Here is a 24,336-nt window from a genome sequence, read left to right on the forward strand (position 1 = left end):
AAAGTGGTACAATAATAAGATGAGTAAATGAAATAGGAGGGAAAATGAGGTTATTGCCTATAAGAAAAATATCACGTCAGTCTAAGAGGCTAGCGCTTTTTTTGACTTTTTGTGCAGGATATGTAGACGCCTATACTTTTATTGTGCGAGGGAACACTCTTGTCGCTGGACAAACTGGGAATGTAGTCTTTCTTTCAGTAGGTCTGATTCAACACAATGTGTCAGATGCCAGTGCCAAAGTAATGACATTGCTAGCTTTTATGATGGGGGTCTTTTTATTAACTGTTTATAAGGAAAAATTGAGAATTGTGAAAAAGCCTATTCTGTCACTGATTCCTTTGGCAATCTTATCAATCATTATTGGTTCTGTGCCACAAACTGTAGATAATATCTATCTAGTACCGCCCTTGGCCTTCTGTATGGGATTGGTGACAACTGCTTTTGGAGAAGTGTCGGGTATTGCCTATAATAACGCTTTTATGACAGGGAATATCAAACGAACCATGCTGGCTTTTGGAGATTATTTCCGAACCAAGCACACACCATTTTTACGTGAAGGGATTATCTTTGTAAGCCTGCTTAGTAGTTTTGTACTTGGCGTTGTCTTTTCAGCCTATTTGACGATTTTCTATAATGAAAAGACTATTCTTGGTGTTCCTATTATGATGAGTATTTTTTACCTCAGCATGCTTTTTGCCTCGTGGCGGAAAAAAGTAAAAGAAAAAGCTTCATTTTAGGTGTTATTACTTGTAAGAAAATAGGAGATATGCTATACTTTAAGAGTTGACTATGCACGTTCCTGTGCAACCGCACGAACATCGTTGCTCTAAGAGGTTCGTCCCACGATGCTAGGCGAGTCTTCACAAAAAATTCGGGGAAACCCATAAAAATCATAGGAGGTGCATAATGAGCACATACGCAATTATCAAAACTGGCGGAAAACAAGTTAAAGTTGAAGTTGGTCAAGCAGTTTACGTTGAAAAATTGAACGTTGAAGCTGGTCAAGAAGTTACTTTTAACGAAGTTGTTCTTGTTGGTGGTGAAAACACTGTTGTCGGAACTCCACTTGTTGCTGGAGCTACTGTAGTTGGAACTGTTGAAAAACAAGGAAAACAAAAGAAAGTTGTTACTTACAAGTACAAACCTAAAAAAGGTAGCCACCGTAAACAAGGTCACCGTCAACCATATACAAAAGTTGTCATCAACGCAATTAACGCTTAATTTTAAGGAGAACACATGATACAAGCAGTCTTTGAGAGAGCCGAAGATGGCGAGCTGAGGAGTGCGGAAATTACTGGACACGCCGAGAGTGGCGAATACGGCTTTGATGTCGTGTGTGCATCGGTTTCTACGCTTGCCATTAACTTTATCAATTCTATTGAGAAATTTGCAGGCTATGAACCAATCCTAGAATTAAACGAAGATGAAGGTGGCTATCTGATGGTTGAAATTCCAAAAGATCTTCCTTCACACCAGAGAGAAATGACCCAGTTATTCTTTGAATCATTTTTCTTGGGTATGGCAAACTTATCGGAGAACTCTTCAGAGTTCGTCCAAACCAGAGTTATCACAGAAAACTAACACGGAGGAAAACATTATGTTAAAAATGACTCTTAACAACTTGCAACTTTTCGCCCACAAAAAAGGTGGAGGTTCTACATCAAACGGACGTGATTCACAAGCAAAACGTCTTGGAGCTAAAGCAGCTGACGGACAAACTGTAACAGGTGGATCAATCCTTTACCGTCAACGTGGTACACACATCTACCCAGGTGTAAACGTTGGACGTGGTGGAGATGATACTTTGTTCGCTAAAGTTGAAGGCGTAGTACGCTTTGAACGTAAAGGACGCGATAAAAAACAAGTTTCTGTTTACCCAATCGCTAAATAAAAAGGTCCAGTGAACCTTTTTATCCCGAGCCTTGAAATATAAAGGCGAGGAAGCTAGAAGTGGCATTAAATAAGGCTTTCCGAGTTTTCGGAGAGCCTATTTTTTATTTTGATACCCATGATTTTTTCGTTCTTAGTGTAGATGAATTTTATGAGTGACATTATTTTTCTTCGATGGAAAACTTCTAAAATATGGTATAATGAAAAGATAAAGAAGTTGGGGGTAGAAGATGAACATTCAACAATTACGCTATGTTGTGGCTATTGCCAATAGCGGTACTTTCCGTGAAGCTGCTGAAAAGATGTATGTTAGTCAGCCGAGTCTGTCTATTTCTGTTCGTGATTTGGAAAAAGAGTTGGGCTTTAAGATTTTCCGTCGGACCAGCTCAGGGACTTTCTTGACTCGTCGTGGTATGGAATTTTATGAAAAAGCGCAAGAATTGGTTAAAGGATTTGATATTTTTCAAAATCAGTATGCCAATCCTGAGGAAGAAAAGGATGAATTTTCCATTGCTAGTCAGCACTATGACTTCTTGCCACCAACCATTACGGCCTTTTCAGAGCGCTATCCTGATTATAAGAACTTTCGTATTTTTGAATCAACTACTGTTCAAATTTTAGATGAAGTAGCGCAAGGGCATAGTGAGATTGGGATTATCTACCTCAACAATCAAAATAAAAAAGGTATTATGCAACGGGTTGAAAAGCTAGGTCTGGAGGTCATTGAATTGATTTCCTTCCATACCCACATTTATCTCCGCGAGGGGCATCCTTTGGCTCAGAAAGAGGAATTGGTTATGGAGGATTTAGCTGATCTACCAACGGTTCGTTTCACTCAAGAGAAAGATGAGTACCTTTATTATTCAGAGAACTTTGTTGATACCAGTGCGAGCTCGCAGATGTTCAATGTGACAGACCGTGCTACTTTGAATGGTATTTTGGAGCGGACGGACGCTTATGCAACAGGTTCCGGATTTTTAGATAGTGACAGTGTCAATGGGATTACAGTCATTCGTCTCAAGGATAACCTAGATAATCGCATGGTCTATGTAAAACGTGAAGAAGTGGAGCTGAGTCAAGCTGGGACTCTCTTTGTAGAAGTCATGCAAGAATATTTTAATCAGAAGAGGAAATCATGAAAAAAAGAGGAATAGTGGCAGTCATTGTACTACTTTTGATTGGGCTTGATCAGTTGGTAAAATCCTATATCGTCCAGCAGATTCCACTGGGTGAAGTACGCTCTTGGATTCCCAATTTCGTTAGTTTGACCTACCTGCAAAATCGAGGTGCAGCCTTTTCTATCTTACAAGATCAGCAGTTGTTATTCGCTGTCATTACCCTGGTTGTCGTGGTAGGTGCCATTTGGTATCTACATAAACACATGGAGGACTCATTCTGGATGGTCTTGGGTTTGACCTTGATTATCGCAGGTGGTCTTGGAAACTTTATTGACAGGGTAAGTCAGGGCTTTGTTGTGGATATGTTTCACTTGGACTTTATCAATTTTGCAATTTTCAATGTGGCAGATAGCTATCTGACTGTTGGAGTGATTATTTTATTGATTGCAATGCTAAAAGAGGAAATAAATGGAAATTAAAATTGAAACTGGTGGCCTGCGTTTAGATAAGGCTTTGTCGGATTTGACTGAATTATCACGCAGTCTCGCGAATGAACAAATCAAATCAGGTCAGGTCTTGGTCAATGACCAAGTCAAGAAAGCTAAATACACTGTCCAAGAGGGTGATGTCGTCACTTACCATGTGCCAGAACCAGAGGTCTTAGAGTATGTGGCTGAGGATATTCCGCTAGAGATCATCTACCAAGATGAGGATGTGGCCGTCGTTAACAAACCTCAGGGGATGGTGGTGCATCCGAGTGCTGGTCATACCAGTGGAACCCTAGTAAATGCCCTCATGTATCATATTAAGGACTTGTCTGGTATCAACGGGGTTCTGCGTCCGGGAATTGTTCACCGTATTGACAAGGACACGTCAGGTCTTCTTATGATAGCTAAAAATGATGAGGCCCATCTAGCACTTGCCCAAGAACTCAAGGATAAAAAGTCTCTCCGAAAATATTGGGCGATTGTTCATGGAAATCTACCCAATGATCGTGGTGTGATTGAAGCGCCGATTGGCCGGAGTGAAAAAGACCGTAAGAAACAGGCTGTGACTGCTAAAGGAAAGCCTGCAGTGACCCGTTTCCACGTCTTGGAACGCTTTGGTGATTATAGCTTGGTAGAGTTGCAGCTGGAGACAGGGCGTACCCATCAAATCCGTGTCCACATGGCTTATATTGGCCATCCAGTTGCTGGTGATGAAGTCTATGGACCACGCAAGACTCTGAAAGGGCATGGGCAATTTCTTCATGCCAAGACTCTGGGTTTTACTCATCCGAGAACAGGTGAGACCTTGGAATTTACAGCAGATATCCCAGAGATATTTAAGGAAACATTAGAGAAATTGAGAAAGTAACAATGAAAAAGAAATTGATTAGTTTAGCACTTGCAGGCACTTTTTTAAGTTTATCATGGTATGGGAATGTTCAAGCTCAATAAAGTTCAGGAAATAAAATCCACTTTATAAATGTTCATGAAGGTGGAAGTGATGCGATTATTCTTGAAAGCAATGGACATTTTGCCATGGTGGATACAGGAGAAGATTATGATTTCCCAGATGGAAGTGATTCTCGTTATCCATGGAGACAGGGTATCAATACCACTTATAAGCATGTTCTGACAGACCGTGTTTTTCGTCATTTGAAGGAATTGGGTGTCCAAAAGCTTGATTTTATTTTGGTTACCCATACCCACAGCGATCATATTGGAAATGTTGATGAATTACTGTCTACCTATCCAGTTGACCGAGTCTATCTTAAGAAATATAGTGATAATCGTATTACTAAGCCTGAACGTCTTTGGGATAATCTGTATGGCTATGATAAGGTTTTACAGACTGCTGCTGAAAAAGGTGTTTCAGTTATTCAAAACATCACACAAGGAGATGCTCATTTTCAGTTTGGGGACATGGATATTCAGCTCTATAACTATGAAAATGAAACCGATTCATCAGGTGAATTAAAGAAAATTTGGGATGACAATTCCAATTCCTTGATTAGCGTGGTGAAAGTCAATGGCAAGAAAATTTACCTTGGAGGCGACTTAGATAATGTTCATGGAGCAGAAGACAAGTATGGTCCTCTTATTGGAAAAGTTGATTTGATGAAGTTTAATCATCATTTAGATACAAAGAATTCTAATACAAAAAGTTTTATAAGAAATTTGTCTCCTGAGATAATTGTTCAAACTTCTTCCTCACCAATTGGTTCGTATGATAGCGGTCAAGAAATAAATAGGGAATATATTAGCTGGCTTGAATCAATGGGAATTCAACATATAAACGCAGCCAGCAAAGACTATGATGCGACAGTTTTTGATATTCGACAAGACGGATTTGTCAATATTTCAACCTCCTACAAGCCGATTCCAAGTTTTCAAGCTGGCTGGCATAAGAGTGCTTATGGAAACTGGTGGTATCAAGCACCTGATTCTACAGGAGAGTATGCTGTCGGTTGGAATGAAATCGAAGGTGAATGGTATTATTTTAATCAGAGGGGAATCCTGTTATATAATCAATGGAAAAAATGGAACAATCGTTGGTTTTATTTGACAGACTCTGGTGCTGCTGCAAAAAATTGGAAGAAAATCGCTGGAATCTGGTATTATTTTAACAAAGAAAACCAGATGGAAACTGGTTGGATTCAAGATAAAGAACAGTGGTATTATTTGGATTTTGACGGCTCTATGAAGACAGGTTGGCTTCAATATAAGGGGCAATGGTATTACTTTGCTCAATCAGGGGAAATGAAAACGGGTTGGGTAAAAGATAAAGAAACCTGGTACTATATGGATTCTACTGGTATCATGAAGACAGGTGAGATAGAAGTTGCTGGTCATCATTACTATCTAGAAGATTCAGGAGCTATGAAGCAAGGTTGGCTTAAAAAGGCAAACGATTGGTATTTCTACAAGACAGACGGTTCACGAGCTGTGGGTTGGATCAAAGACAAGGATAAATGGTACTTCTTGAAAGAAAATGGTCAATTACTTGTGAATGGTAAGACACCAGAAGGCTATACTGTTGATTCAAATGGTGCCTGGTTAGTGGATGTTCCAGTAGAGAAAACTGCTACAACTAAAGTTACAAGTAATTTAGAAACAAAAGAATCCAGTGAAGTAGTGAAAAAAGATCTTGAAAATAAAGTAACGACTCAGAACGAAAGTGTTACAAGTTCTTCAACTAGTCAAGATTTGACTTCAGTAATTTCGCAAAGCTCTGAAACGAGTGCAAACAAATCGAAATCAGAACAGTAGTAAAAAAGAAGGTTTTAGAGCCTTCTTTTTCCTATCAACTCTTTTCTATTTCCTGTTATTCATGTTATAATGGATAAATATGAAGAATCGGAGTGAGACTATGAAATACAAACGGATTGTCTTTAAGGTGGGAACTTCTTCTCTGACAAATGAGGATGGAAGTTTATCACGTAGTAAGGTAAAGGGTATTACCCAGCAGTTGGCTATGCTGCACGAGGCTGGTCATGAATTGATTTTGGTGTCTTCAGGTGCCATTGCTGCAGGTTTTGGAGCCTTAGGATTTAAAAAGCGTCCGACTAAGATTGCTGATAAACAGGCTTCAGCAGCGGTAGGGCAAGGACTTTTGTTGGAAGAATACACGACCAATCTTCTCTTGCGCCAAATCGTTTCTGCACAAATCTTGCTGACCCAGGACGACTTTGTGGATAAGCGTCGTTATAAAAATGCCCATCAAGCTTTGTCAGTTCTACTTAGCCGTGGGGCGATTCCTATCATTAATGAGAATGATAGTGTTGTTATTGATGAGCTCAAGGTGGGTGACAATGACACTCTTAGTGCCCAGGTAGCGGCCATGGTCCAAGCAGACCTTTTGGTTCTCTTGACAGATGTGGACGGTCTCTATACTGGAAATCCTAATTCAGATCCAACAGCTAAGCGCTTGGAACGAATCGAGACCATTAATCGTGAGATTATTGATATGGCTGGTGGAGCTGGCTCGTCAAATGGAACTGGGGGCATGCTAACAAAAATCAAGGCTGCAACTATTGCGACAGAATCGGGTGTTCCTGTTTATATCTGCTCATCCTTGAAGGCAGATGCCATGATTGAGGCGGCTGAGGAGACCAAGGATGGTTCCTACTTTGTTGCGCAAGAGAAGGGACTTCGTACCCAAAAACAATGGCTGGCCTTTTATGCTCAGAGTCAAGGTTCTATTTGGGTTGATAAAGGGGCTGCAGAAGCTCTCTCTCAACATGGCAAGAGTCTCCTTTTATCTGGTGTTGTTGAAGCAGAAGGCGCCTTTTCTTACGGTGATATCGTGACAGTATTTGACAAGGAAAGTGGAAAATCACTTGGAAAAGGGCGCGTGCAATTTGGGGCATCTGCTTTGGAGGATATGTTGCGTTCTCAAAAAGCCAAGGGTGTCTTGATTCACCGTGATGACTGGATTTCCATTACGCCTGAAATCCAACTACTCTTTACAGAATTTTAGAGGTAAACTATGGTAAGTACACAAGAACAATTTGAACAGGTACAGGCTGTTAAAAAATCGATCAACACAGCTAGTGAAGAGGTGAAAAACCAAGCCTTGCTAGCCATGGCTGATCACTTAGTGGCTGCTACAGAGGAGATTTTAGCGGCTAATGCCCTCGATATGGAAGCGACCAAGGGTAAAATCTCAGATGTGATGCTGGATCGTCTTTATTTGGATGCAAGTCGTATAGAAGCGATGGCAACTGGGATTCGTGAAATGATTGCTTTACCAGATCCAATCGGTGAAGTTTTAGAAACCAATCAGCTTGAAAATGGTTTGTTTATCACAAAGAAACGTGTAGCTATGGGAGTTATTGGTATCATCTATGAAAGTCGTCCAAATGTGACGTCTGACGCGGCTGCTTTGGCTCTCAAGAGTGGGAATGCGGTTGTTCTTCGTAGTGGGAAGGATGCCTATCAAACAGCTCATGCTATTGTCACAGCCTTGAAAAAGGGCTTGGAGACGACTACCATTCATCCAGATGTGATTCAGCTGGTGGAAGATACCAGCCGAGAAAGCAGCTATGCTATGATGAAGGCAAAGGGCTATCTAGACCTTCTCATCCCTCGTGGAGGAGCTGGTTTGATCAATGCAGTGGTTGAGAATGCTATCGTACCTGTTATTGAGACGGGGACTGGGATTGTCCATGTCTATGTTGATAAGGATGCAGATGAAGACAAGGCTCTGTCTATCATCAACAATGCCAAAACCAGTCGTCCTTCTGTCTGCAATGCCATGGAGGTTCTACTTGTTCATGAAGACAAAGCAGCAAGCTTCCTTCCTCGCTTGGAGCAAGTTCTAGTTGCAGAGCGTAAAGAAGCTGGGTTGGAACCAATTCAATTCCGCTTGGATGAAAAAGCAAGTCAGTTTCTTTCAGGTCAAGCAGCTGAAACCCAAGACTTTGACACCGAGTTTTTAGACTATATCTTAGCAGTTAAGGTCGTGAGCAGTTTAGAAGAAGCGATTGCCCATATTGAAGCCCACAGTACCCATCATTCGGATGCTATTGTGACGGAAAATGCTGAAGCTGCAGCATACTTTACAGATCAGGTGGACTCTGCAGCGGTTTATGTCAATGCCTCAACTCGTTTCACCGATGGAGGTCAATTTGGTCTTGGTTGTGAAATGGGGATTTCTACTCAGAAATTGCACGCGCGTGGTCCAATGGGCTTGAAAGAGTTGACCAGCTACAAGTATGTGGTTGCTGGTGATGGGCAGATAAGGGAGTAAGAGATGAAGATTGGATTTATCGGTTTGGGGAATATGGGAGCTAGTTTGGCCAAGGCTGTTTTGCAGGCCAAGACGGGTGCTCAGATTCTCCTTGCCAATCGTAGTCAAGCTAAGGTAGATGCTTTCATTGCAGACTTTGGTGGTCAGGCTTCCACCAATGACGAAATCTTTGCAGAAGCAGATGTGATTTTTCTAGGTGTTAAACCAGCCCAGTTCTCAGACTTGCTTTCTCAATGTCAGACCATTCTTGAAAAACGAGAGAGTCTTCTTTTGATTTCCATGGCAGCTGGATTGACTTTAGAAAAACTAGCAAGTCTTATCCCAAATCAACACAGAATTATTCGTATGATGCCAAATACTCCTGCTTCTATCGGTCAAGGAGTGATTAGCTATGCCTTGTCTCCTAATTGCAGGGTTGAGGACAGTGAGCTCTTTTGTCAGCTTTTAACTAAGGCTGGTCTCTTGGTTGAACTAGGAGAAGGCTTAATCGACGCAGCGACAGGTCTTGCAGGCTGTGGACCGGCTTTTGTCTATCTCTTTATTGAGGCCTTGGCAGATGCAGGTGTTCAGACAGGATTGCCACGAGAAATAGCTTTAAAAATGGCAGCACAAACTGTGGTAGGAGCTGGGCAATTGGTCCTTGAAAGTCAGCAACATCCTGGGGTCTTAAAAGATCAAGTTTGTAGCCCAGGTGGTTCGACTATCGCTGGTGTAGCAAGCCTAGAAGCGCATGCTTTTCGAGGAACGGTCATGGATGCAGTTGGTCAAGCATATAGACGAACACAAGAATTAGGTAAATAAGAGGTGGATGTGTCTGCCTCTTTTATGGTGGTTGAAATGAGAAGACAAAAAGATTGTCACAAACCCCTATTTTTTTGATAGAATAGAAGTAGTAAAAAAGAAATGAGTTAGACATGTCAATAGGATTTTTAGTCTCTCTTGAGGGACCAGAGGGAGCAGGAAAGACCAGTGTTTTAGAGGCTCTGCTACCAATTTTAGAGGAAAAAGGAGTAGAGGTGCTGACGACCCGTGAACCTGGCGGAGTCTTGATTGGAGAGAAGATTCGGGAAGTAATTTTGGATCCAAGTCATACTCAGATGGATGCGAAGACAGAGTTGCTTCTTTATATTGCTAGTCGCAGACAGCACTTGGTGGAAAAAGTTCTTCCAGCACTTGAAGCTGGTAAGTTGGTCATTATGGATCGTTTCATTGATAGTTCCGTTGCCTATCAGGGATTTGGTCGTGGCTTGGATATTGACGCCATTGATTGGCTCAATCACTTTGCGACAGATGGCCTTAAACCCGATTTGACACTCTATTTTGACATCGAGGTGGAAGAAGGACTGGCTCGCATTGCTGCTAATAGTGACCGCGAGGTCAATCGTTTGGACTTGGAAGGGTTGGACTTGCATAAAAAAGTCCGTCAAGGTTACCTTTCTCTTCTGGACAAAGAAGGAAATCGCATTGTCAAGATTGATGCTAGTCTCCCTTTGGAGCAGGTTGTGGAAACTACCAAGGCTGTCTTGTTTGACAGAATGGGCTTGACAAGATGAAACAAGATCAACTAAAGGCTTGGCAGCCAGATCAGTTTGACCGCTTTGTCCGTATCCTAGAACAAGACCAGCTCAATCATGCCTACCTCTTTTCAGGTTTCTTTGGAAGCTTGGAAATGGCGCAATTTTTAGCTAAGAGCCTCTTTTGTACAGATAAAGTAGGTGTTTTACCATGTGAGAAATGCCGAAATTGTAAGCTGATTGAACAGGGAGAATTTCCCGATGTTACCTTGATTAAGCCAGTCAATCAGGTCATCAAGACAGAACGCATTCGAGAATTGGTGGGGCAGTTTTCCCAAGCAGGGATTGAAAGCCAACAACAGGTCTTTATTATCGAGCAAGCTGAGAAAATGCATCCTAACGCAGCCAATTCTCTGCTCAAGGTCATCGAAGAACCCCAGAGTGAGGTTTATATTTTCTTCTTGACTAGCGATGAGGAAAAGATGTTGCCGACCATCCGTAGTCGAACGCAAATTTTTCACTTTAAAAAGCAAGAAGAGAAGCTCATCTTGCTCTTAGAACAAATGGGGTTGGTTAAGAAAAAAGCGACTCTCCTAGCTCAGTTTAGTCAATCACGAGCTGAAGCAGAAAAGTTGGCCAATCAGGCAAGTTTTTGGACTCTGGTCGATGAAAGTGAACGCCTGCTGACTTGGTCAGTAGCTAAGAAAAAAGAAAGTTATCTTCAAGTTGCCAAATTAGCTAGTTTGGCAGATGACAAGGAAAAACAAGATCAGATTTTACGGATTCTTGAAGTCCTCTGTGGGCAAGATATCCTACAAGCAAGAGTAAGAGTGATTCTACAAGATTTGCTAGAAGCTAGAAAAATGTGGCAAGCTAATGTCAGCTTTCAAAATGCCATGGAATATCTGGTCTTGAAAGAAATATAAACTAAAAAATGAATGATAAAGAAAGGAAAGGGCTGTTTTATGGACAAAAAAGAATTATTTGACGCGCTGGATGATTTTTCTCAACAGTTATTGGTGACCTTGGCCGACGTGGAAGCCATCAAGAAAAATCTCAAGAGCCTGGTAGAGGAAAATACAGCTCTTCGCTTGGAAAATTCTAAGTTGCGCGAACGCTTGGGTGAGGTGGAAGCAGATGCTCCCGTCAAGGCTAAACATGTTCGCGAAAGTGTCCGTCGCATTTACCGTGATGGATTTCACGTTTGTAATGATTTTTATGGACAACGTCGGGAGCAGGACGAAGAATGTATGTTCTGTGATGAGTTGTTATACAGGGAGTAGGCATGCAGATTCAAAAAAGTTTTAAGGGGCAGTCTCCCTATGGTAAGCTGTATCTAGTGGCAACGCCGATTGGCAATCTAGATGATATGACCTTTCGAGCTATTCAGACCTTGAAAGAAGTGGACTGGATTGCTGCTGAGGACACGCGCAATACTGGTCTTTTGCTCAAGCATTTTGATATTTCCACCAAGCAGATTAGTTTTCATGAGCACAATGCCAAGGAAAAAATTCCTGATTTGATTGGTTTCCTGAAAGCAGGACAAAGTATTGCTCAGGTATCCGATGCAGGTCTACCTAGCATCTCGGACCCTGGACATGATTTGGTCAAAGTAGCGATTGAGGAAGAAATTGCAGTTGTCACTGTTCCAGGTGCCTCTGCAGGAATTTCTGCCTTGATTGCCAGTGGTTTAGCACCGCAGCCGCATATCTTTTACGGCTTTTTACCGAGAAAATCAGGCCAGCAAAAGCAATTTTTCGACTCAAAAAAAGATTATCCTGAAACTCAAATTTTCTATGAATCGCCTCATCGTGTGGCAGATACGTTGGAAAATATGCTAGAAGTCTACGGTGACCGCTCGGTGGTCTTGGTCAGGGAATTGACCAAAATCTATGAAGAATACCAAAGAGGTACCATTTCTGAGCTATTAGAAAGCATTGCTGAAACGCCACTCAAGGGCGAATGCCTTCTCATTGTTGAAGGTGCCAGCCAGGATGTGGAGGAAAAGGGCGAGGAGGACTTGTTCTTAGAAATCCAAGCCCGCATCCAGCAAGGTATGAAGAAAAATCAAGCTATCAAGGAAGTAGCTAAGATTTACCAGTGGAATAAAAGCCAACTCTACGCTGCCTACCACGATTGGGAAGAAAATCAAGAAAATGACTAAACAGGGAAGTTTGCCTTCTTCCCTTTTTTTGTTATACTAGTAGAAGAAAAAATTAGAAAGATTTGTGGGAGTGAAAAAGTCCGGGGTACTTTTTCAGCCTGAGCCAAGAAACTCGGAAGCGAGTAAGTTCGGTTGGCTTTTTCAGCCTGAGCCAAGAAATTCGAAAGCGAGGAAAGTCCTGTAGACTTTTTCAGTCTGAGCCAAGAAACTCGAAAGCGAGGAAAGTCCTGTGGACTTTTTCAGCCTGAGCCAGGAAATTCGAAAGCGAGGAAAGTTCGGTTGGCTTTTTCAATGTGAAGCTTGTCTTTACACTCCCAAAGAGGTATTAGTGTCGTGTCTCAATCTTATATCAATGTTATCGGTGCTGGTTTGGCAGGTTCTGAAGCAGCCTACCAAATTGCAGAACGTGGTATTCCAGTTAAACTTTATGAAATGCGTGGTGTCAAGTCAACACCTCAACACAAAACAGACAATTTTGCAGAGTTAGTTTGTTCTAATTCTCTTCGTGGAGATGCTCTGACAAATGCAGTTGGTCTTCTCAAGGAAGAAATGCGTCGCTTGGGTTCTGTTATTTTGGAATCTGCTGAGGCTACACGTGTTCCTGCAGGTGGTGCGCTTGCGGTGGACCGAGATGGTTTCTCTCAGATGGTAACTGAGAAAGTGGCCAACCACCCTTTGATTGAAGTGGTTCGTGATGAAATTACAGAATTGCCGACAGATGTTATTACGGTTGTCGCTACTGGTCCTTTGACTAGCGATGCCTTGGCTGAAAAGATTCATGCCCTTAATGACGGCGATGGCTTCTATTTCTACGATGCGGCAGCGCCTATTATCGATGTCAATACTATCGATATGAGCAAGGTTTATCTCAAATCTCGTTATGATAAGGGAGAAGCGGCCTATCTCAACGCTCCCATGACCAAGCAGGAGTTTATGGATTTCCATGAAGCCTTGGTCAATGCGGAAGAAGCTCCGCTTAATTCTTTCGAAAAAGAAAAGTATTTTGAAGGCTGTATGCCTATCGAAGTCATGGCCAAACGAGGTATTAAAACCATGCTTTATGGCCCTATGAAACCAGTGGGGCTTGAGTATCCGGACGACTACACAGGACCTCGTGATGGAGAATTCAAAACACCTTATGCGGTTGTGCAACTGCGTCAGGACAATGCAGCTGGTAGCCTCTACAATATCGTCGGTTTCCAGACCCACCTCAAATGGGGAGAACAAAAGCGTGTCTTCCAAATGATTCCAGGTCTTGAAAATGCTGAGTTTGTTCGTTATGGTGTTATGCACCGCAATTCTTATATGGATTCACCAAATCTTCTTGAACAGACTTACCGTTCTAAGAAACAACCAAATCTCTTCTTTGCTGGTCAGATGACGGGTGTGGAAGGCTATGTTGAGTCCGCAGCGTCAGGCTTAGTTGCGGGAATTAACGCGGCTCGTCTCTTCAAGGGAGAAAGCGAGGCTATTTTCCCAGAAACAACAGCGATTGGAAGCTTAGCTCATTACATCACCCATGCTGACAGCAAACATTTCCAACCAATGAATGTCAATTTTGGAATCATCAAGGAGTTGGAAGGCGAGCGTATTCGTGATAAGAAGGCTCGTTATGAAAAAATTGCAGAGCGTGCTCTTTCTGACTTAGAGGAATTTTTGACTGTCTAATTTTTTTGAAAGAATTGCTCATGATACTATAAAAATCTTAGAAATTGTGATAAAATAGGTAGGATAAAAGAAGGAGAGTGAAAATGGCGAATCCCAAGTATAAACGTATTTTAATCAAGTTATCAGGTGAAGCCCTTGCCGGAGAACGTGGCGTAGGGATTGATATCCAAACAGTTCAAACAATCGCAAAAGAGATTCAAGAAGTTCATAGCTTAGGTATCGAAATTGCCCTTGTTATTGGTGGAGGAAATCTCTGGCGTGGAGAACCTGCAGCAGAAGCAGGTATGGACCGCGTTCAGGCAGATTACACAGGAATGCTTGGGACTGTTATGAATGCTCTTGTGATGGCAGATTCATTGCAACAAGTTGGTGTCGATACGCGTGTACAAACAGCTATTGCCATGCAACAAGTGGCAGAGCCTTACGTACGTGGACGTGCCCTTCGTCATCTTGAAAAAGGCCGTATCGTTATCTTTGGTGCCGGAATTGGTTCACCTTACTTCTCAACAGATACAACAGCGGCCCTTCGTGCGGCTGAAATCGAAGCGGATGCCATCCTTATGGCTAAAAATGGCGTAGATGGTGTTTACAATGCCGATCCTAAGAAAGACAAGACAGCCGTTAAGTTTGAAGAATTGACCCACCGTGACGTTATCAATAAAGGTCTTCGTATCATGGACTCAACAGCTTCAACCCTCTCAATGGATAACGACATTGACTTGGTTGTCTTTAACATGAACCAACCAGGCAACATCAAACGTGTCGTATTTGGTGAAAATATCGGAACAACAGTTTCAAATAATATCGAAGAAAAGGAATAAGAAAGATTATGGCTAACGCAATTATTGAAAAAGCTAAAGAGAGAATGACCCAGTCTCACCAATCACTTGCTCGTGAATTTGGTGGTATCCGTGCAGGCCGTGCCAATGCAAGTTTGCTTGACCGTGTACATGTAGAATACTATGGAGTCGAAACTCCTCTTAACCAAATCGCTTCAATTACGATTCCAGAAGCGCGTGTTTTGTTGGTGACACCATTTGACAAGTCTTCATTGAAAGACATCGAACGTGCCTTGAATGCCTCTGATCTTGGTATCACACCAGCTAACGATGGTTCTGTTATTCGTTTGGTTATCCCTGCTCTCACAGAAGAAACCCGTCGTGACCTTGCTAAAGAAGTGAAGAAGGTCGGAGAAAATGCTAAAGTGGCTGTCCGCAATATCCGTCGTGATGCTATGGACGAAGCTAAGAAACAAGAAAAAGCAAAAGAAATCACTGAAGACGAACTGAAGACTCTTGAAAAAGACATTCAAAAAGTAACAGACGATGCTGTTAAACACATCGATGACATGACTGCCAACAAAGAAAAAGAACTTTTGGAAGTCTAAAAATAAACAGAAAAACTCAGTTGGCATTGCTGGCTGAGTTTTATTCGAAAGAAGGAAATATGAATACAAATCTTGCAAGTTTTATCGTTGGACTGATCATCGATGAAAACGACCGTTTTTACTTTGTGCAAAAGGATGGTCAAACCTATGCTCTTGCTAAGGAAGAAGGTCAACATACAGTAGGGGATACGGTCAAAGGTTTTGCCTACACGGATATGAAGCAAAAACTCCGCCTGACAACCATAGAAGTGACTGCCACTCAGGACCAATTTGGTTGGGGAACTGTAACGGAAGTTCGTAAAGACTTGGGTGTCTTTGTGGATACAGGACTTCCTGACAAGGAAATCGTTGTGTCACTCGATATTCTCCCTGAACTCAAGGAACTCTGGCCTAAGAAGGGCGACCAACTCTATATTCGCCTCGAAGTGGACAAGAAAGATCGTATCTGGGGCCTCTTGGCTTATCAAGAAGACTTTCAACGTCTAGCTCGTCCTGCCTACAACAACATGCAGAACCAAAACTGGCCAGCCATTGTTTACCGTCTCAAGTTGTCAGGAACTTTTGTCTACCTACCAGAAAATAACATGCTTGGCTTTATCCATCCTAGCGAGCGCTATGCAGAGCCACGTTTGGGGCAAGTCTTAGATGCGCGTGTTATTGGGTTCCGTGAAGTGGACCGTACCTTGAACCTTTCCCTTAAACCACGTTCTTTTGAGATGTTGGAAAATGATGCTCAGATGATTTTAACCTACTTGGAAAGCAATGGCGGTTTCATGACCTTAAATGATAAGTCATCTCCAGACGACATCAAGGCTACCTTTGGTATTTCTAAAGGTCAGTTTAAAAAGGCACTTGGTGGCTTGATGAAGGCTGGCAAAATCAAGCAAGACCAGTTTGGGACAGAGTTGATTTAGGGTGGCATATGAGAAAATCATTTTACACTTGGCTCATGACTGAGCGCAATCCTAAAAGTAATAGTCCTAAAGCTATCTTGGCAGACCTCGCTTTTGAGGAGTCAGCCTTCCCAAAACACACAGATGATTTTGATGAGGTGAGTCGCTTTTTAGAGGAGCATGCCAGTTTCTCTTTTAACCTAGGAGACTTTGACGCCATCTGGCAAGAATACTTAGAACACTAGTATGATTCACTGGGTTTGGGCTAGTAATTTCTCCGCCCCTTTGCTATAATAAAAAGAAATAAAAGGATTAGAGAGGTTCTTTATTTGAAGGAACATTCAATTGACATTCAACTGAGTCATCCAGATGACCTGTTTCATCTTTTTGGTTCCAATGAGCGCCATCTTCGTTTGATGGAAGAAGAGCTCGATGTGGTGATTCATGCTCGTACGGAGATTGTCCAGGTTTTGGGAGAAGGGACTGCCTGTGAGGAAGCCCGTCAGGTTATCCAAGCTCTCATGGTCTTGGTAAATCGTGGGATGACTGTCGGTACACCAGATGTGGTGACTGCGATTAGCATGGTCAAAAACGATGAAATCGACAAGTTTGTCGCCCTTTACGAAGAAGAAATTATCAAGGACAATACAGGGAAGCCTATCCGTGTCAAAACACTGGGTCAAAAACTTTATGTGGACAGTGTCAAACAGCATGATGTGACCTTTGGAATCGGACCTGCAGGAACAGGGAAGACCTTCCTTGCAGTGACCTTGGCAGTGACTGCACTTAAACGTGGGCAAGTCAAACGAATTATCTTGACACGTCCAGCGGTGGAAGCAGGAGAGAGTCTAGGTTTTCTTCCGGGTGATCTTAAGGAGAAAGTGGATCCTTACCTTCGACCTGTTTATGATGCCTTGTATCAGATTCTGGGAAAAGACCAGACGACTCGTCTCATGGAGCGTGAAATTATCGAGATTGCGCCCCTTGCCTATATGCGTGGACGAACCTTGGATGATGCCTTTGTCATTCTCGATGAGGCCCAAAATACGACCATCATGCAGATGAAGATGTTTTTGACGCGTTTAGGCTTTAATTCTAAGATGATTGTCAATGGAGATATTAGTCAGATTGACCTGCCACGCAATGTCAAGTCCGGTTTGATTGATGCTCAAGAAAAACTCAAGAACATCCATCAGATTGACTTTGTTCATTTTTCAGCCAAGGATGTGGTTCGCCATCCTGTTGTCGCTCAGATTATCCGAGCTTATGAACCAGCTCCAGTTAAAAAAGAAGAGAGTGAAGAATTAGAGTCTCAACCTCTATCTGAAGAATAGTTATTTTGTACTTAAAATTATCTCAATACTAAGTATAAATTTGCTTTTTAAATATTTCATTCAATATCCTTATCTTAATTAGAAACTTTTCAAGTGGTGGAATCCTATGGAATCAATTTTTGTAAAATTTGCCCAGTATCCGTATATAGAAACCGAGCATTTATTGCTTAGACCTGTAACCTTGGATGATGCGGAAGCTATGTTTGAGTATGCCTCAGACAGAGAAAATACGCGCTACACTTTTCCAACAAATCAAAGTTTGGAAGAAACCAAGAATAACATTGCTCAGTTCTACTTGGCCAATCCCTTGGGACGCTGGGGAATCGAACTAAAAAGTAATGGTGAATTTATCGGAACTATTGATTTGCACAAGATTGATCCTGCTCTTAAGAAGGCGGCTATTGGCTACATTATTAATAAAAAGTATTGGAATCAAGGATTAACGACAGAAGCCAATCGTGCCGTGATTGAGCTGGCTTTTGAGAAGATTGGAATGAACAAGTTGACCGCCCTTCACGATAAGGATAATCCCGCATCTGGCAAGGTCATGGAGAAATCAGGCATGCGCTTTTCCCATGAAGAACCATATGCTTGTATGGACCAGCATGAAGAAGACCGAATCGTTACAAGAGTTCATTATGTCTTGACCAAGGAAGACTATTTTGCAAATAAATAAGCAGTTGAAAAGAAATTTTCGACTGTTTTTTCTTCCTCTTACGAATAATCTAAGAGAGGAGAAAATATGGAAGCAATTATCGAAAAAATCAAAGAGTATAAAATCATTGTCATCTGTACTGGTCTGGGCTTGCTTGTAGGAGGATTTTTCCTGCTAAAGCCAGCTCCACACACACCTGTCAAAGAAACGAATTTGCAGGTAGAAGTTGCAGCTGTTTCCAAGGATTCATTAACCGAAAAGGAAGTGAAGAAGGAAGAAAAGGAAGAACCCCTTGAACAAGATCTAATCACAGTAGATGTGAAAGGTGCTGTCAAATCACCAGGGATTTATGATTTACCAGTTGGAAGTCGGGTCAATGATGCTGTGCAGAAAGCTGGTGGCTTGACAGAGCAAGCAGACAGCAAGTCGCTCAATCTAGCTCAGAAAGTCAGTGATGAGGCTCTGGTTTACGTTCCCACTAAGGGAGAAGAAGCAACTAGTCAACAGTTTGGTTCGGGGACGGATTCTTCGACAAGCAAGGAAAAGAAGGTCAATCTCAACAAGGCCAGTCTGGAAGAACTCAAGCAGGTCAAAGGCTTGGGAGGAAAACGAGCCCAGGATATTATCGATCATCGTGAGACGAATGGCAAATTTAAGTCGGTTGATGAACTCAAGAAAGTCTCTGGTATTGGAGCCAAGACCATAGAAAAGTTAAAAGACTATGTTACAGTGGATTAAGAAGTTCCCCATTCCTCTAATTTACCTGAGTTTCCTGTTACTTTGGCTTTACTACGCTATTTTCTCAGCATCCTATCTTGCTTTGTTGGGCTTTGTTTTTCTGCTAGTCTGTCTTTTTATCCAATTTCCTTGGAAATCTGCTGGAAAAGTTCTAGTAATTTGTGGAGTCTTTGGATTTTGGTTTGTTTTTCAAAATTGGCAACAGAGTCAAGCGAGTCAAAATCTGTCGGATTCTGTTGAAATTGTACGGATTTTGCCTGACACTATTAAGGTTAATGGTGATAGTTTGTCCTTTCGTGGCAAGTCTGATGGACGCATTTTTCAAGTCTATTATAAACTCCAGTCCGAGGAGGAGAAAGAACAATTTCAAGCTTTAACAGATCTTCATGACTTGGAACTAGAAGGAAAACTTTCGGAGCCAGAAGGGCAGAGAAATTTTGGTGGCTTTGACTATCAAACCTATCTGAAGACTCAAGGAATTTACCAGATTCTCAATATCAAAAAAATCCAGTCACTTCAAAAGGTTGGCAGTTTGGATATAGGTGAAAATCTGTCCAGTGTACGCCGAAAGGCTGTAGTTTGGATTAAGATGCACTTTCCAGACCCTATGCGCAATTACATGACAGGACTCTTGCTAGGACATCTGGATACAGACTTTGAGGAGATGAATGAGCTTTATTCCAGTTTAGGAATTATCCACCTTTTTGCTTTGTCTGGTATGCAGGTAGGATTTTTCATGGATGGCTTTAAGAAACTTCTCTTGCGATTGGGCTTGACCCAAGAAAGGTTGAAATGGCTGACTTATCCCTTTTCCCTTATCTATGCAGGGCTGACAGGATTTTCAGCATCAGTCATTCGCAGTCTCTTGCAGAAGCTACTAGCTCAACATGGGGTTAAGGGCTTGGATAATTTTGCCTTGACGGTGTTTGTACTCTTTATTATCATGCCCAACTTTTTCCTGACTGCAGGAGGAGTTTTGTCCTGCGCTTATGCTTTTATCCTGACCATGACCAGCAAAGAAGAGGAGGGGCTTAAGGCTATTGTCAGAGAAAGTCTGGTTATTTCTTTGGGAATATTACCCATTCTATCCTTTTATTTTGCGGAATTTCAGCCTTGGTCCATCCTTTTGACCTTTGTCTTTTCCTTTCTATTTGATTTTGTCTTCTTACCGCTCTTGTCTATCTTATTTGCCCTTTCCTTTCTCTATCCAGTCATTCAGCTTAATTTTATTTTTGAATGGTTGGAGGGGATGATTCGCTTGGTATCACAGGTGGCAAGTAGGCCTCTAGTCTTTGGACAACCCAATGCATGGCTTTTAATTTTATTGTTAATTTCCTTGGCTTTGGTCTATGATTTGAGGAAAAACATTAAAAGGTTAACGGTATTGAGCTTATTGATTACCGGTCTCTTTTTCCTGACCAAGCATCCACTGGAAAATGAAATTACCATGCTGGATGTGGGGCAAGGCGAAAGTATTTTCCTACGTGATGTAACTGGGAAAACCATTCTCATAGATGTAGGTGGTAAGGCAGAATCTGATAAGAAAATCGAAAAATGGCAAGAAAAGGCGACGACCAGCAATGCTCAGCGAAGCTTGATACCCTATCTTAAAAGTCGCGGAGTAGCCAAGATTGACCAGCTGATTTTGACAAATATGGACAAGGAACATGTTGGAGATTTGTTGGAGGTGACCAAGGCTTTCCATGTAGGAGAAATTTTAGTGTCCAAAGGCAGTTTGAAACAGAAGGAATTTGTGGCAGAACTACAAGCGACCCAAACTAAGGTGCGCAGTGTGACAATGGGAGAGAACTTGCCAATTTTTGGAAGTCAGTTAGAAGTCCTATCTCCAAGGAAAATAGGAAATGGAGGTTATGAAGATTCCCTGGTTCTGTATGGAAAACTTTTGGATAAGCACTTTCTCTTCACAGGAAATTTGGAGGAGAAAGGAGAGAAGGAATTGCTGAAGCACTATCCAGACTTGGAAGTGGATGTTTTGAAAGCTGGTCAACATGGCAATAAAAAATCATCAAGTTCAGCCTTGCTAGAAAAACTCACACCAGAGTTTACTCTCATTTCAGTTGGAAAGAACAATCGAACGAAACTCCCCCATCAAGAAACCTTGACTCGACTGGAAGGTATCAATAGTAAAGTTTACCGAACTGACCAGCAGGGAGCTATACGCTTTAAAGGGTGGAATAGTTGGAAAATCGAAAGCGTTCGATAGGAAGGATAAATACTATATATTAGTAAAATAAACTAAAAATCTGTTGCATAATAATAATAAAAGCGATATAATGAAAGCGTCTTCAATATTAATGATATAAAACCATTAAAAATTAGTAAAAACCATTTAATTAGTTAGTTTATGATCTATTGGTCTTTTTTAGTCCAGTGTATCTGCTTTGACAGTCACTAAAAGTTATAGGTATTATTGGAATACCTACAATAAGTCTAGTATGAATTGCCAGAGATATAACTATATTAATCCCCTGTTATGGTATCGTTATGACAGCTATTTTGAGTATAAAGTTGGCGGAGGCTGGAAGTACAATCGTTATGAGGTACTAAACTACTTCAGTGGAGGCTATTAATCCCTAAAGAGTGATAAAAAGGAGGGCTAGGTATGTTGCAACTTACTCATGTGACCTTAAAAACGCGACAAGTCATCTTACAAGATGTTGATTTTACATTTGAAAAGGGTAGGATTTATGGTATTCTTGCTATCAATGGCTCTGGAAAGACGACACTGTTCCGCGCCATTAGCAATTTAATTCCTATAACTAGTGGAAATATTGTAGCCCCTCCTTCTTTGTTTTATTATGAGAGTATTGAATGGCTGGATGAAAATTTAAGTGGGATGGACTATCTTCGCCTCATAAAAAACATCTGGAAGTCAGACCTAAACTTGAGGGATGAAATTGATTACTGGGAAATGTCTGACTATATCAGTCTTCCCATTCGCAAGTATTCCTTAGGCATGAAGCAACGCTTGGTGATTGCCATGTATTTCCTCAGTCAGGCGAAATGCTGGCTTATGGATGAGATTACAAATGGCTTAGATGAGTATTATCGACAGAAGTTTTTTGATAGGCTGGCACAAATCGATAGACAAGAACAGCTGGTTCTTTTAAGTTCCCACTATAAGGAAGAGTTGCTTGATGTCTGCGATAGAGTAGTAACCATTCATCAGGGGCAAATAGAAGAGGTTTAGTTTATGAAAGATGTTAGTCTATTTTTATTGAAAAAAGTTTTCAAAAGTCGCTTAAACTGGATTATCTTAGCTTTATTTGTATCTGGACTCGGTGTTACCTTTTATTTAAATAGTCGGACTGCAAACTCACACAGCTTGGAGAGCGAGTTGGAAACCAGTCTTGTAAAAGATGAGAGAATCATCAATGAATATGAAGAGAAACTCTCCCAAATATCTGATACCAGCTCGGAGGAATATCAGATTGCTAAAAATAATTTAGACGGGCAAAAAAATCTTTCGACTCAAAAGACAGAAATTCTGACTTTATTAAAAGAAGGGCGATGGAAAGAAGCCTACTATTTGCAGTGGCAAGATGAAGAGAAGAATTATGAAATGATATCAAATAACCCGACTATTAGCTCTGACTTTAAAATGGCGGTTGACCGCCAACGAAAGATTTACCAAGCCCTGTATCCCTTGAACATAAAAGCACATACTTTGGAGTTTCCGACCCACGGGATTGATCAGATTATCTGGATTTTAGAGGCTATCATCCCAACCTTGTTTGTGATTGCTATTATTTTTATGCTAACGCAACTATTTGCAGAAAGATATCAAAATCATCTGGACACAGCTCAGTTATATCCTTTTTCAAAAGTGGCATTTGCCATGTCCTCCCTTGGAGTTGGAGTGGGCTATGTAACTGTGCTGTTTATCGGAATCAGCGGATTTTCTTTTCTAGTGGGAAGTCTGATAAGTGGTTTTGGACAGTTAGATTATCCCTACCCGATTTATAGCTTAGTGAATCAAGAGGTAACTATTGGAAAGATACAAGATATGTTATTTCCTGGCTTGTTATTAGCTTTCTTAGCCTTTATCGTCATTGTGGAAGTAGTGTACTTGATTGCTTACTTTTTCAAGCAAAAAATGCCTGTCCTCTTTCTTTCACTCATTGGAATTGTTGGCTTATTGTTTAGCATCCAAACAATTCAGCCTCTTCAAAGGATTGCACATCTGATTCCCTTTACTTACTTGCGTTCAGTAGATATTTTGTCTGGAAGATTACCTAAGCAGATTGATAATGTCAATCTGAATTGGGGTATGGGGCTAGTCTTACTTCCTTGCCTGATTATCCTTTTGTTAGTGGGGATTCTATTTATCGAAAGATGGGGAAGTTCACGTAAAAAGGAAGTTTTTAATAGATTCTAGCTTTCCTATACAGAAAATGAGAAAAAACTAACATAGAGAGGGAATCACCTTGGTTCTCTCTTTTTGATGCGGAAACCAAGACAAAATACAAACACAAACTTTTCAAAAAAATAACTTTTTATCTTGACAAGGGCTAGAAAACTTGGTATCATATAAAAGTTGAGAAAAGCAGAAGTGAGAGCTTCTCGCCTTGTGACATTAAGTTGCCTGGCCCTACGGATGAAAAGTTTCTAAGAAACGCTATCATAACGTGCGGGCTTGTATTATTACAAGTCCGCTATTGTTTTTCTCTAATAAAACAAAAGAGGTGAAAACCATAGCAAAGCAAGACTTATTCATCAATGATGAGATTCGTGTACGTGAAGTTCGCTTGATTGGTCTTGAAGGAGAACAGCTAGGCATCAAGCCACTCAGTGAAGCGCAAGCTTTGGCTGATAACGCTAATGTTGACCTAGTATTGATTCAACCCCAAGCCAAACCGCCTGTTGCAAAAATTATGGACTACGGTAAGTTCAAATTTGAGTACCAGAAGAAGCAAAAAGAACAACGTAAAAAACAAAGTGTTGTTACTGTGAAAGAAGTTCGTCTAAGTCCAACGATTGACAAGGGTGACTTTGATACAAAACTTCGCAATGCACGCAAATTCCTTGAAAAAGGAAATAAAGTTAAGGTATCTATTCGCTTTAAGGGTCGTATGATTACCCATAAAGAGATTGGTGCAAAAGTTTTAGCCGAGTTTGCTGAAGCAACTCAAGATATTGCCATCATCGAACAACGTGCTAAAATGGATGGACGTCAAATGTTCATGCAATTGGCGCCAGCGACTGACAAAAAATAATT

27 protein-coding genes, 2 pseudogenes and 2 other annotated features are annotated in these 24,336 nt (G+C 41.3%); of the genes and pseudogenes, 28 read left to right on the forward strand and 1 reads right to left on the reverse strand.

The features are described 5' to 3' along the window. Positions 1 to 44: 44 nt before the first annotated feature. From SMSK564_RS04945 to rpmA, 4 genes are all read left to right on the forward strand, one after another. A complete protein-coding gene (locus SMSK564_RS04945) occupies positions 45 to 737 on the forward strand; it encodes a YoaK family protein (protein ID WP_001238353.1) in 693 nt (230 codons plus the stop codon). A gap of 58 nt (positions 738 to 795) precedes the next feature. Continuing rightward, positions 796 to 870 (forward strand) — a sequence feature (ribosomal protein L21 leader region). Positions 871 to 906: 36 nt separating this feature from the next. Beyond that, positions 907 to 1,221 (forward strand): 50S ribosomal protein L21, encoded by a 315-nt coding sequence (gene rplU / locus SMSK564_RS04950; protein ID WP_000109141.1) that lies wholly within the window; start codon positions 907 to 909, stop codon positions 1,219 to 1,221. Between the two features lie 15 nt (positions 1,222 to 1,236). After that, the gene (locus SMSK564_RS04955) at positions 1,237 to 1,581 is read left to right on the forward strand and encodes a ribosomal-processing cysteine protease Prp (protein WP_000613694.1); all 345 of its coding nucleotides are present in this window, start codon (positions 1,237 to 1,239) and stop codon (positions 1,579 to 1,581) included. Positions 1,582 to 1,597: 16 nt separating this feature from the next. Beyond that, on the forward strand, positions 1,598 to 1,891 hold the full coding sequence (gene rpmA / locus SMSK564_RS04960) for a 50S ribosomal protein L27 (RefSeq protein WP_000916509.1): 294 nt from the start codon (positions 1,598 to 1,600) through the stop codon (positions 1,889 to 1,891). A gap of 165 nt (positions 1,892 to 2,056) precedes the next feature. On the opposite strand, the pseudogene SMSK564_RS13590 reads toward rpmA, so the two are convergent. Continuing rightward, a pseudogene (locus SMSK564_RS13590) lies at positions 2,057 to 2,128 on the reverse strand (AraC family transcriptional regulator); the annotation flags it as partial. On the opposite strand from SMSK564_RS13590, the gene SMSK564_RS04965 reads away from it, so the two are divergent. The 24 genes and pseudogenes from SMSK564_RS04965 (at position 2,121) to infC (ending at position 24,334) form a co-directional block, all read left to right on the forward strand. Beyond that, on the forward strand, positions 2,121 to 3,029 hold the full coding sequence (locus tag SMSK564_RS04965) for a LysR family transcriptional regulator (RefSeq protein WP_001025697.1): 909 nt from the start codon (positions 2,121 to 2,123) through the stop codon (positions 3,027 to 3,029). The pseudogene SMSK564_RS13590 and the gene SMSK564_RS04965 sit on opposite strands and share 8 nt — an antisense overlap. Next, entirely contained in the window at positions 3,026 to 3,487 is a 462-nt protein-coding gene (gene lspA, locus SMSK564_RS04970; RefSeq protein WP_000745686.1) for a signal peptidase II, read from the forward strand. Before SMSK564_RS04965 ends, lspA begins: the two co-directional genes overlap by 4 nt. Continuing rightward, on the forward strand, positions 3,477 to 4,364 hold the full coding sequence (locus SMSK564_RS04975) for an RluA family pseudouridine synthase (protein WP_000403206.1): 888 nt from the start codon (positions 3,477 to 3,479) through the stop codon (positions 4,362 to 4,364). The genes lspA and SMSK564_RS04975 overlap by 11 nt, the downstream gene beginning before the upstream one ends. Positions 4,365 to 4,366: 2 nt before the next feature. Next, positions 4,367 to 6,262 (forward strand): annotated as a pseudogene (locus SMSK564_RS04980) (MBL fold metallo-hydrolase). Between the two features lie 100 nt (positions 6,263 to 6,362). Continuing rightward, the gene (gene proB, locus SMSK564_RS04985; protein WP_000875757.1) at positions 6,363 to 7,472 is read left to right on the forward strand and encodes a glutamate 5-kinase; all 1,110 of its coding nucleotides are present in this window, start codon (positions 6,363 to 6,365) and stop codon (positions 7,470 to 7,472) included. 9 nt (positions 7,473 to 7,481) lie between these two features. Beyond that, positions 7,482 to 8,744 (forward strand): glutamate-5-semialdehyde dehydrogenase, encoded by a 1,263-nt coding sequence (locus SMSK564_RS04990; protein WP_000255280.1) that lies wholly within the window; start codon positions 7,482 to 7,484, stop codon positions 8,742 to 8,744. Between the two features lie 3 nt (positions 8,745 to 8,747). Further along, complete coding sequence (gene proC / locus SMSK564_RS04995) at positions 8,748 to 9,545, forward strand: pyrroline-5-carboxylate reductase (RefSeq protein WP_000689670.1); 798 nt, start codon at positions 8,748 to 8,750, stop codon at positions 9,543 to 9,545. 113 nt (positions 9,546 to 9,658) lie between these two features. Continuing rightward, positions 9,659 to 10,297, forward strand: a complete 639-nt coding sequence (gene tmk, locus SMSK564_RS05000) for a dTMP kinase (RefSeq protein WP_000021953.1) — start codon at positions 9,659 to 9,661, stop codon at positions 10,295 to 10,297. Beyond that, entirely contained in the window at positions 10,294 to 11,184 is an 891-nt protein-coding gene (locus tag SMSK564_RS05005; RefSeq protein ID WP_000806727.1) for a DNA polymerase III subunit delta', read from the forward strand. Before tmk ends, SMSK564_RS05005 begins: the two co-directional genes overlap by 4 nt. 39 nt (positions 11,185 to 11,223) lie before the next feature. Further along, positions 11,224 to 11,541, forward strand: a complete 318-nt coding sequence (gene yabA, locus SMSK564_RS05010) for a DNA replication initiation control protein YabA (RefSeq protein ID WP_000358228.1) — start codon at positions 11,224 to 11,226, stop codon at positions 11,539 to 11,541. Between the two features lie 2 nt (positions 11,542 to 11,543). Beyond that, the gene (gene rsmI, locus SMSK564_RS05015) at positions 11,544 to 12,422 is read left to right on the forward strand and encodes a 16S rRNA (cytidine(1402)-2'-O)-methyltransferase (protein WP_001166887.1); all 879 of its coding nucleotides are present in this window, start codon (positions 11,544 to 11,546) and stop codon (positions 12,420 to 12,422) included. A gap of 333 nt (positions 12,423 to 12,755) precedes the next feature. Continuing rightward, positions 12,756 to 14,090, forward strand: a complete 1,335-nt coding sequence (trmFO, locus tag SMSK564_RS05020) for a methylenetetrahydrofolate--tRNA-(uracil(54)-C(5))-methyltransferase (FADH(2)-oxidizing) TrmFO (RefSeq protein ID WP_000083709.1) — start codon at positions 12,756 to 12,758, stop codon at positions 14,088 to 14,090. 83 nt (positions 14,091 to 14,173) lie between these two features. Continuing rightward, positions 14,174 to 14,911 (forward strand): UMP kinase, encoded by a 738-nt coding sequence (pyrH, locus tag SMSK564_RS05025; RefSeq protein WP_000002996.1) that lies wholly within the window; start codon positions 14,174 to 14,176, stop codon positions 14,909 to 14,911. 8 nt (positions 14,912 to 14,919) lie between these two features. Beyond that, the gene (gene frr, locus SMSK564_RS05030) at positions 14,920 to 15,477 is read left to right on the forward strand and encodes a ribosome recycling factor (RefSeq protein ID WP_001262225.1); all 558 of its coding nucleotides are present in this window, start codon (positions 14,920 to 14,922) and stop codon (positions 15,475 to 15,477) included. A gap of 59 nt (positions 15,478 to 15,536) precedes the next feature. Continuing rightward, positions 15,537 to 16,391 carry an RNA-binding virulence regulatory protein CvfB gene (gene cvfB, locus SMSK564_RS05035; RefSeq protein WP_001095435.1) on the forward strand — a complete coding sequence of 285 codons (855 nt, stop codon included), beginning with the start codon at positions 15,537 to 15,539 and terminating at the stop codon, positions 16,389 to 16,391. A gap of 8 nt (positions 16,392 to 16,399) precedes the next feature. After that, positions 16,400 to 16,615, forward strand: coding sequence for a YozE family protein (locus SMSK564_RS05040; protein WP_001232084.1), 216 nt, complete (start codon positions 16,400 to 16,402; stop codon positions 16,613 to 16,615). An 84-nt stretch (positions 16,616 to 16,699) separates the two neighbouring features. Further along, a complete protein-coding gene (locus SMSK564_RS05045; RefSeq protein WP_000658204.1) occupies positions 16,700 to 17,704 on the forward strand; it encodes a PhoH family protein in 1,005 nt (334 codons plus the stop codon). Positions 17,705 to 17,810: 106 nt separating this feature from the next. Further along, a complete protein-coding gene (locus SMSK564_RS05050; protein ID WP_000443764.1) occupies positions 17,811 to 18,380 on the forward strand; it encodes a GNAT family N-acetyltransferase in 570 nt (189 codons plus the stop codon). 66 nt (positions 18,381 to 18,446) lie between these two features. After that, the gene (locus SMSK564_RS05055; RefSeq protein ID WP_000387327.1) at positions 18,447 to 19,097 is read left to right on the forward strand and encodes a helix-hairpin-helix domain-containing protein; all 651 of its coding nucleotides are present in this window, start codon (positions 18,447 to 18,449) and stop codon (positions 19,095 to 19,097) included. After that, entirely contained in the window at positions 19,081 to 21,321 is a 2,241-nt protein-coding gene (locus SMSK564_RS05060) for a DNA internalization-related competence protein ComEC/Rec2 (protein WP_000942372.1), read from the forward strand. The genes SMSK564_RS05055 and SMSK564_RS05060 overlap by 17 nt, the downstream gene beginning before the upstream one ends. 178 nt (positions 21,322 to 21,499) lie before the next feature. Beyond that, entirely contained in the window at positions 21,500 to 21,688 is a 189-nt protein-coding gene (locus SMSK564_RS13925; protein ID WP_033630761.1) for a hypothetical protein, read from the forward strand. A gap of 32 nt (positions 21,689 to 21,720) precedes the next feature. Continuing rightward, entirely contained in the window at positions 21,721 to 22,308 is a 588-nt protein-coding gene (locus SMSK564_RS05070; protein WP_000939893.1) for an ATP-binding cassette domain-containing protein, read from the forward strand. A gap of 3 nt (positions 22,309 to 22,311) precedes the next feature. After that, positions 22,312 to 23,496, forward strand: coding sequence for a hypothetical protein (locus tag SMSK564_RS05075; protein WP_000655926.1), 1,185 nt, complete (start codon positions 22,312 to 22,314; stop codon positions 23,494 to 23,496). Between the two features lie 160 nt (positions 23,497 to 23,656). Then, positions 23,657 to 23,788 (forward strand) — a sequence feature (ribosomal protein L20 leader region). Positions 23,789 to 23,803: 15 nt separating this feature from the next. Next, positions 23,804 to 24,334 carry a translation initiation factor IF-3 gene (gene infC, locus SMSK564_RS05080; RefSeq protein WP_000848180.1) on the forward strand — a complete coding sequence of 177 codons (531 nt, stop codon included), beginning with the start codon at positions 23,804 to 23,806 and terminating at the stop codon, positions 24,332 to 24,334. The last annotated feature ends 2 nt before the right edge of the window (positions 24,335 to 24,336 follow it).

The sequence above is a fragment of the Streptococcus mitis SK564 genome (genome assembly GCF_000148525.1).
Classification (GTDB): domain Bacteria; phylum Bacillota; class Bacilli; order Lactobacillales; family Streptococcaceae; genus Streptococcus; species Streptococcus mitis_H.

Excerpts from the sequence above, each read along its gene's own strand:
- SMSK564_RS04945 (WP_001238353.1), top strand. The coding sequence starts at position 45 with ATGAGGTTATTGCCTATAAGAAAAATATCACGTCAGTCTAAGAGGCTA.
- rplU (WP_000109141.1), top strand. The coding sequence starts at position 907 with ATGAGCACATACGCAATTATCAAAACTGGCGGAAAACAAGTTAAAGTT.
- SMSK564_RS04955 (WP_000613694.1), top strand. The coding sequence starts at position 1,237 with ATGATACAAGCAGTCTTTGAGAGAGCCGAAGATGGCGAGCTGAGGAGT.
- rpmA (WP_000916509.1), top strand. The coding sequence starts at position 1,598 with ATGTTAAAAATGACTCTTAACAACTTGCAACTTTTCGCCCACAAAAAA.
- SMSK564_RS04965 (WP_001025697.1), top strand. The coding sequence starts at position 2,121 with ATGAACATTCAACAATTACGCTATGTTGTGGCTATTGCCAATAGCGGT.
- lspA (WP_000745686.1), top strand. The coding sequence starts at position 3,026 with ATGAAAAAAAGAGGAATAGTGGCAGTCATTGTACTACTTTTGATTGGG.
- SMSK564_RS04975 (WP_000403206.1), top strand. The coding sequence starts at position 3,477 with ATGGAAATTAAAATTGAAACTGGTGGCCTGCGTTTAGATAAGGCTTTG.
- proB (WP_000875757.1), top strand. The coding sequence starts at position 6,363 with ATGAAATACAAACGGATTGTCTTTAAGGTGGGAACTTCTTCTCTGACA.
- SMSK564_RS04990 (WP_000255280.1), top strand. The coding sequence starts at position 7,482 with ATGGTAAGTACACAAGAACAATTTGAACAGGTACAGGCTGTTAAAAAA.
- proC (WP_000689670.1), top strand. The coding sequence starts at position 8,748 with ATGAAGATTGGATTTATCGGTTTGGGGAATATGGGAGCTAGTTTGGCC.
- tmk (WP_000021953.1), top strand. The coding sequence starts at position 9,659 with ATGTCAATAGGATTTTTAGTCTCTCTTGAGGGACCAGAGGGAGCAGGA.
- SMSK564_RS05005 (WP_000806727.1), top strand. The coding sequence starts at position 10,294 with ATGAAACAAGATCAACTAAAGGCTTGGCAGCCAGATCAGTTTGACCGC.
- yabA (WP_000358228.1), top strand. The coding sequence starts at position 11,224 with ATGGACAAAAAAGAATTATTTGACGCGCTGGATGATTTTTCTCAACAG.
- rsmI (WP_001166887.1), top strand. The coding sequence starts at position 11,544 with ATGCAGATTCAAAAAAGTTTTAAGGGGCAGTCTCCCTATGGTAAGCTG.
- pyrH (WP_000002996.1), top strand. The coding sequence starts at position 14,174 with ATGGCGAATCCCAAGTATAAACGTATTTTAATCAAGTTATCAGGTGAA.
- frr (WP_001262225.1), top strand. The coding sequence starts at position 14,920 with ATGGCTAACGCAATTATTGAAAAAGCTAAAGAGAGAATGACCCAGTCT.
- cvfB (WP_001095435.1), top strand. The coding sequence starts at position 15,537 with ATGAATACAAATCTTGCAAGTTTTATCGTTGGACTGATCATCGATGAA.
- SMSK564_RS05040 (WP_001232084.1), top strand. The coding sequence starts at position 16,400 with ATGAGAAAATCATTTTACACTTGGCTCATGACTGAGCGCAATCCTAAA.
- SMSK564_RS05050 (WP_000443764.1), top strand. The coding sequence starts at position 17,811 with ATGGAATCAATTTTTGTAAAATTTGCCCAGTATCCGTATATAGAAACC.
- SMSK564_RS05055 (WP_000387327.1), top strand. The coding sequence starts at position 18,447 with ATGGAAGCAATTATCGAAAAAATCAAAGAGTATAAAATCATTGTCATC.
- SMSK564_RS05060 (WP_000942372.1), top strand. The coding sequence starts at position 19,081 with ATGTTACAGTGGATTAAGAAGTTCCCCATTCCTCTAATTTACCTGAGT.
- SMSK564_RS05070 (WP_000939893.1), top strand. The coding sequence starts at position 21,721 with ATGTTGCAACTTACTCATGTGACCTTAAAAACGCGACAAGTCATCTTA.
- SMSK564_RS05075 (WP_000655926.1), top strand. The coding sequence starts at position 22,312 with ATGAAAGATGTTAGTCTATTTTTATTGAAAAAAGTTTTCAAAAGTCGC.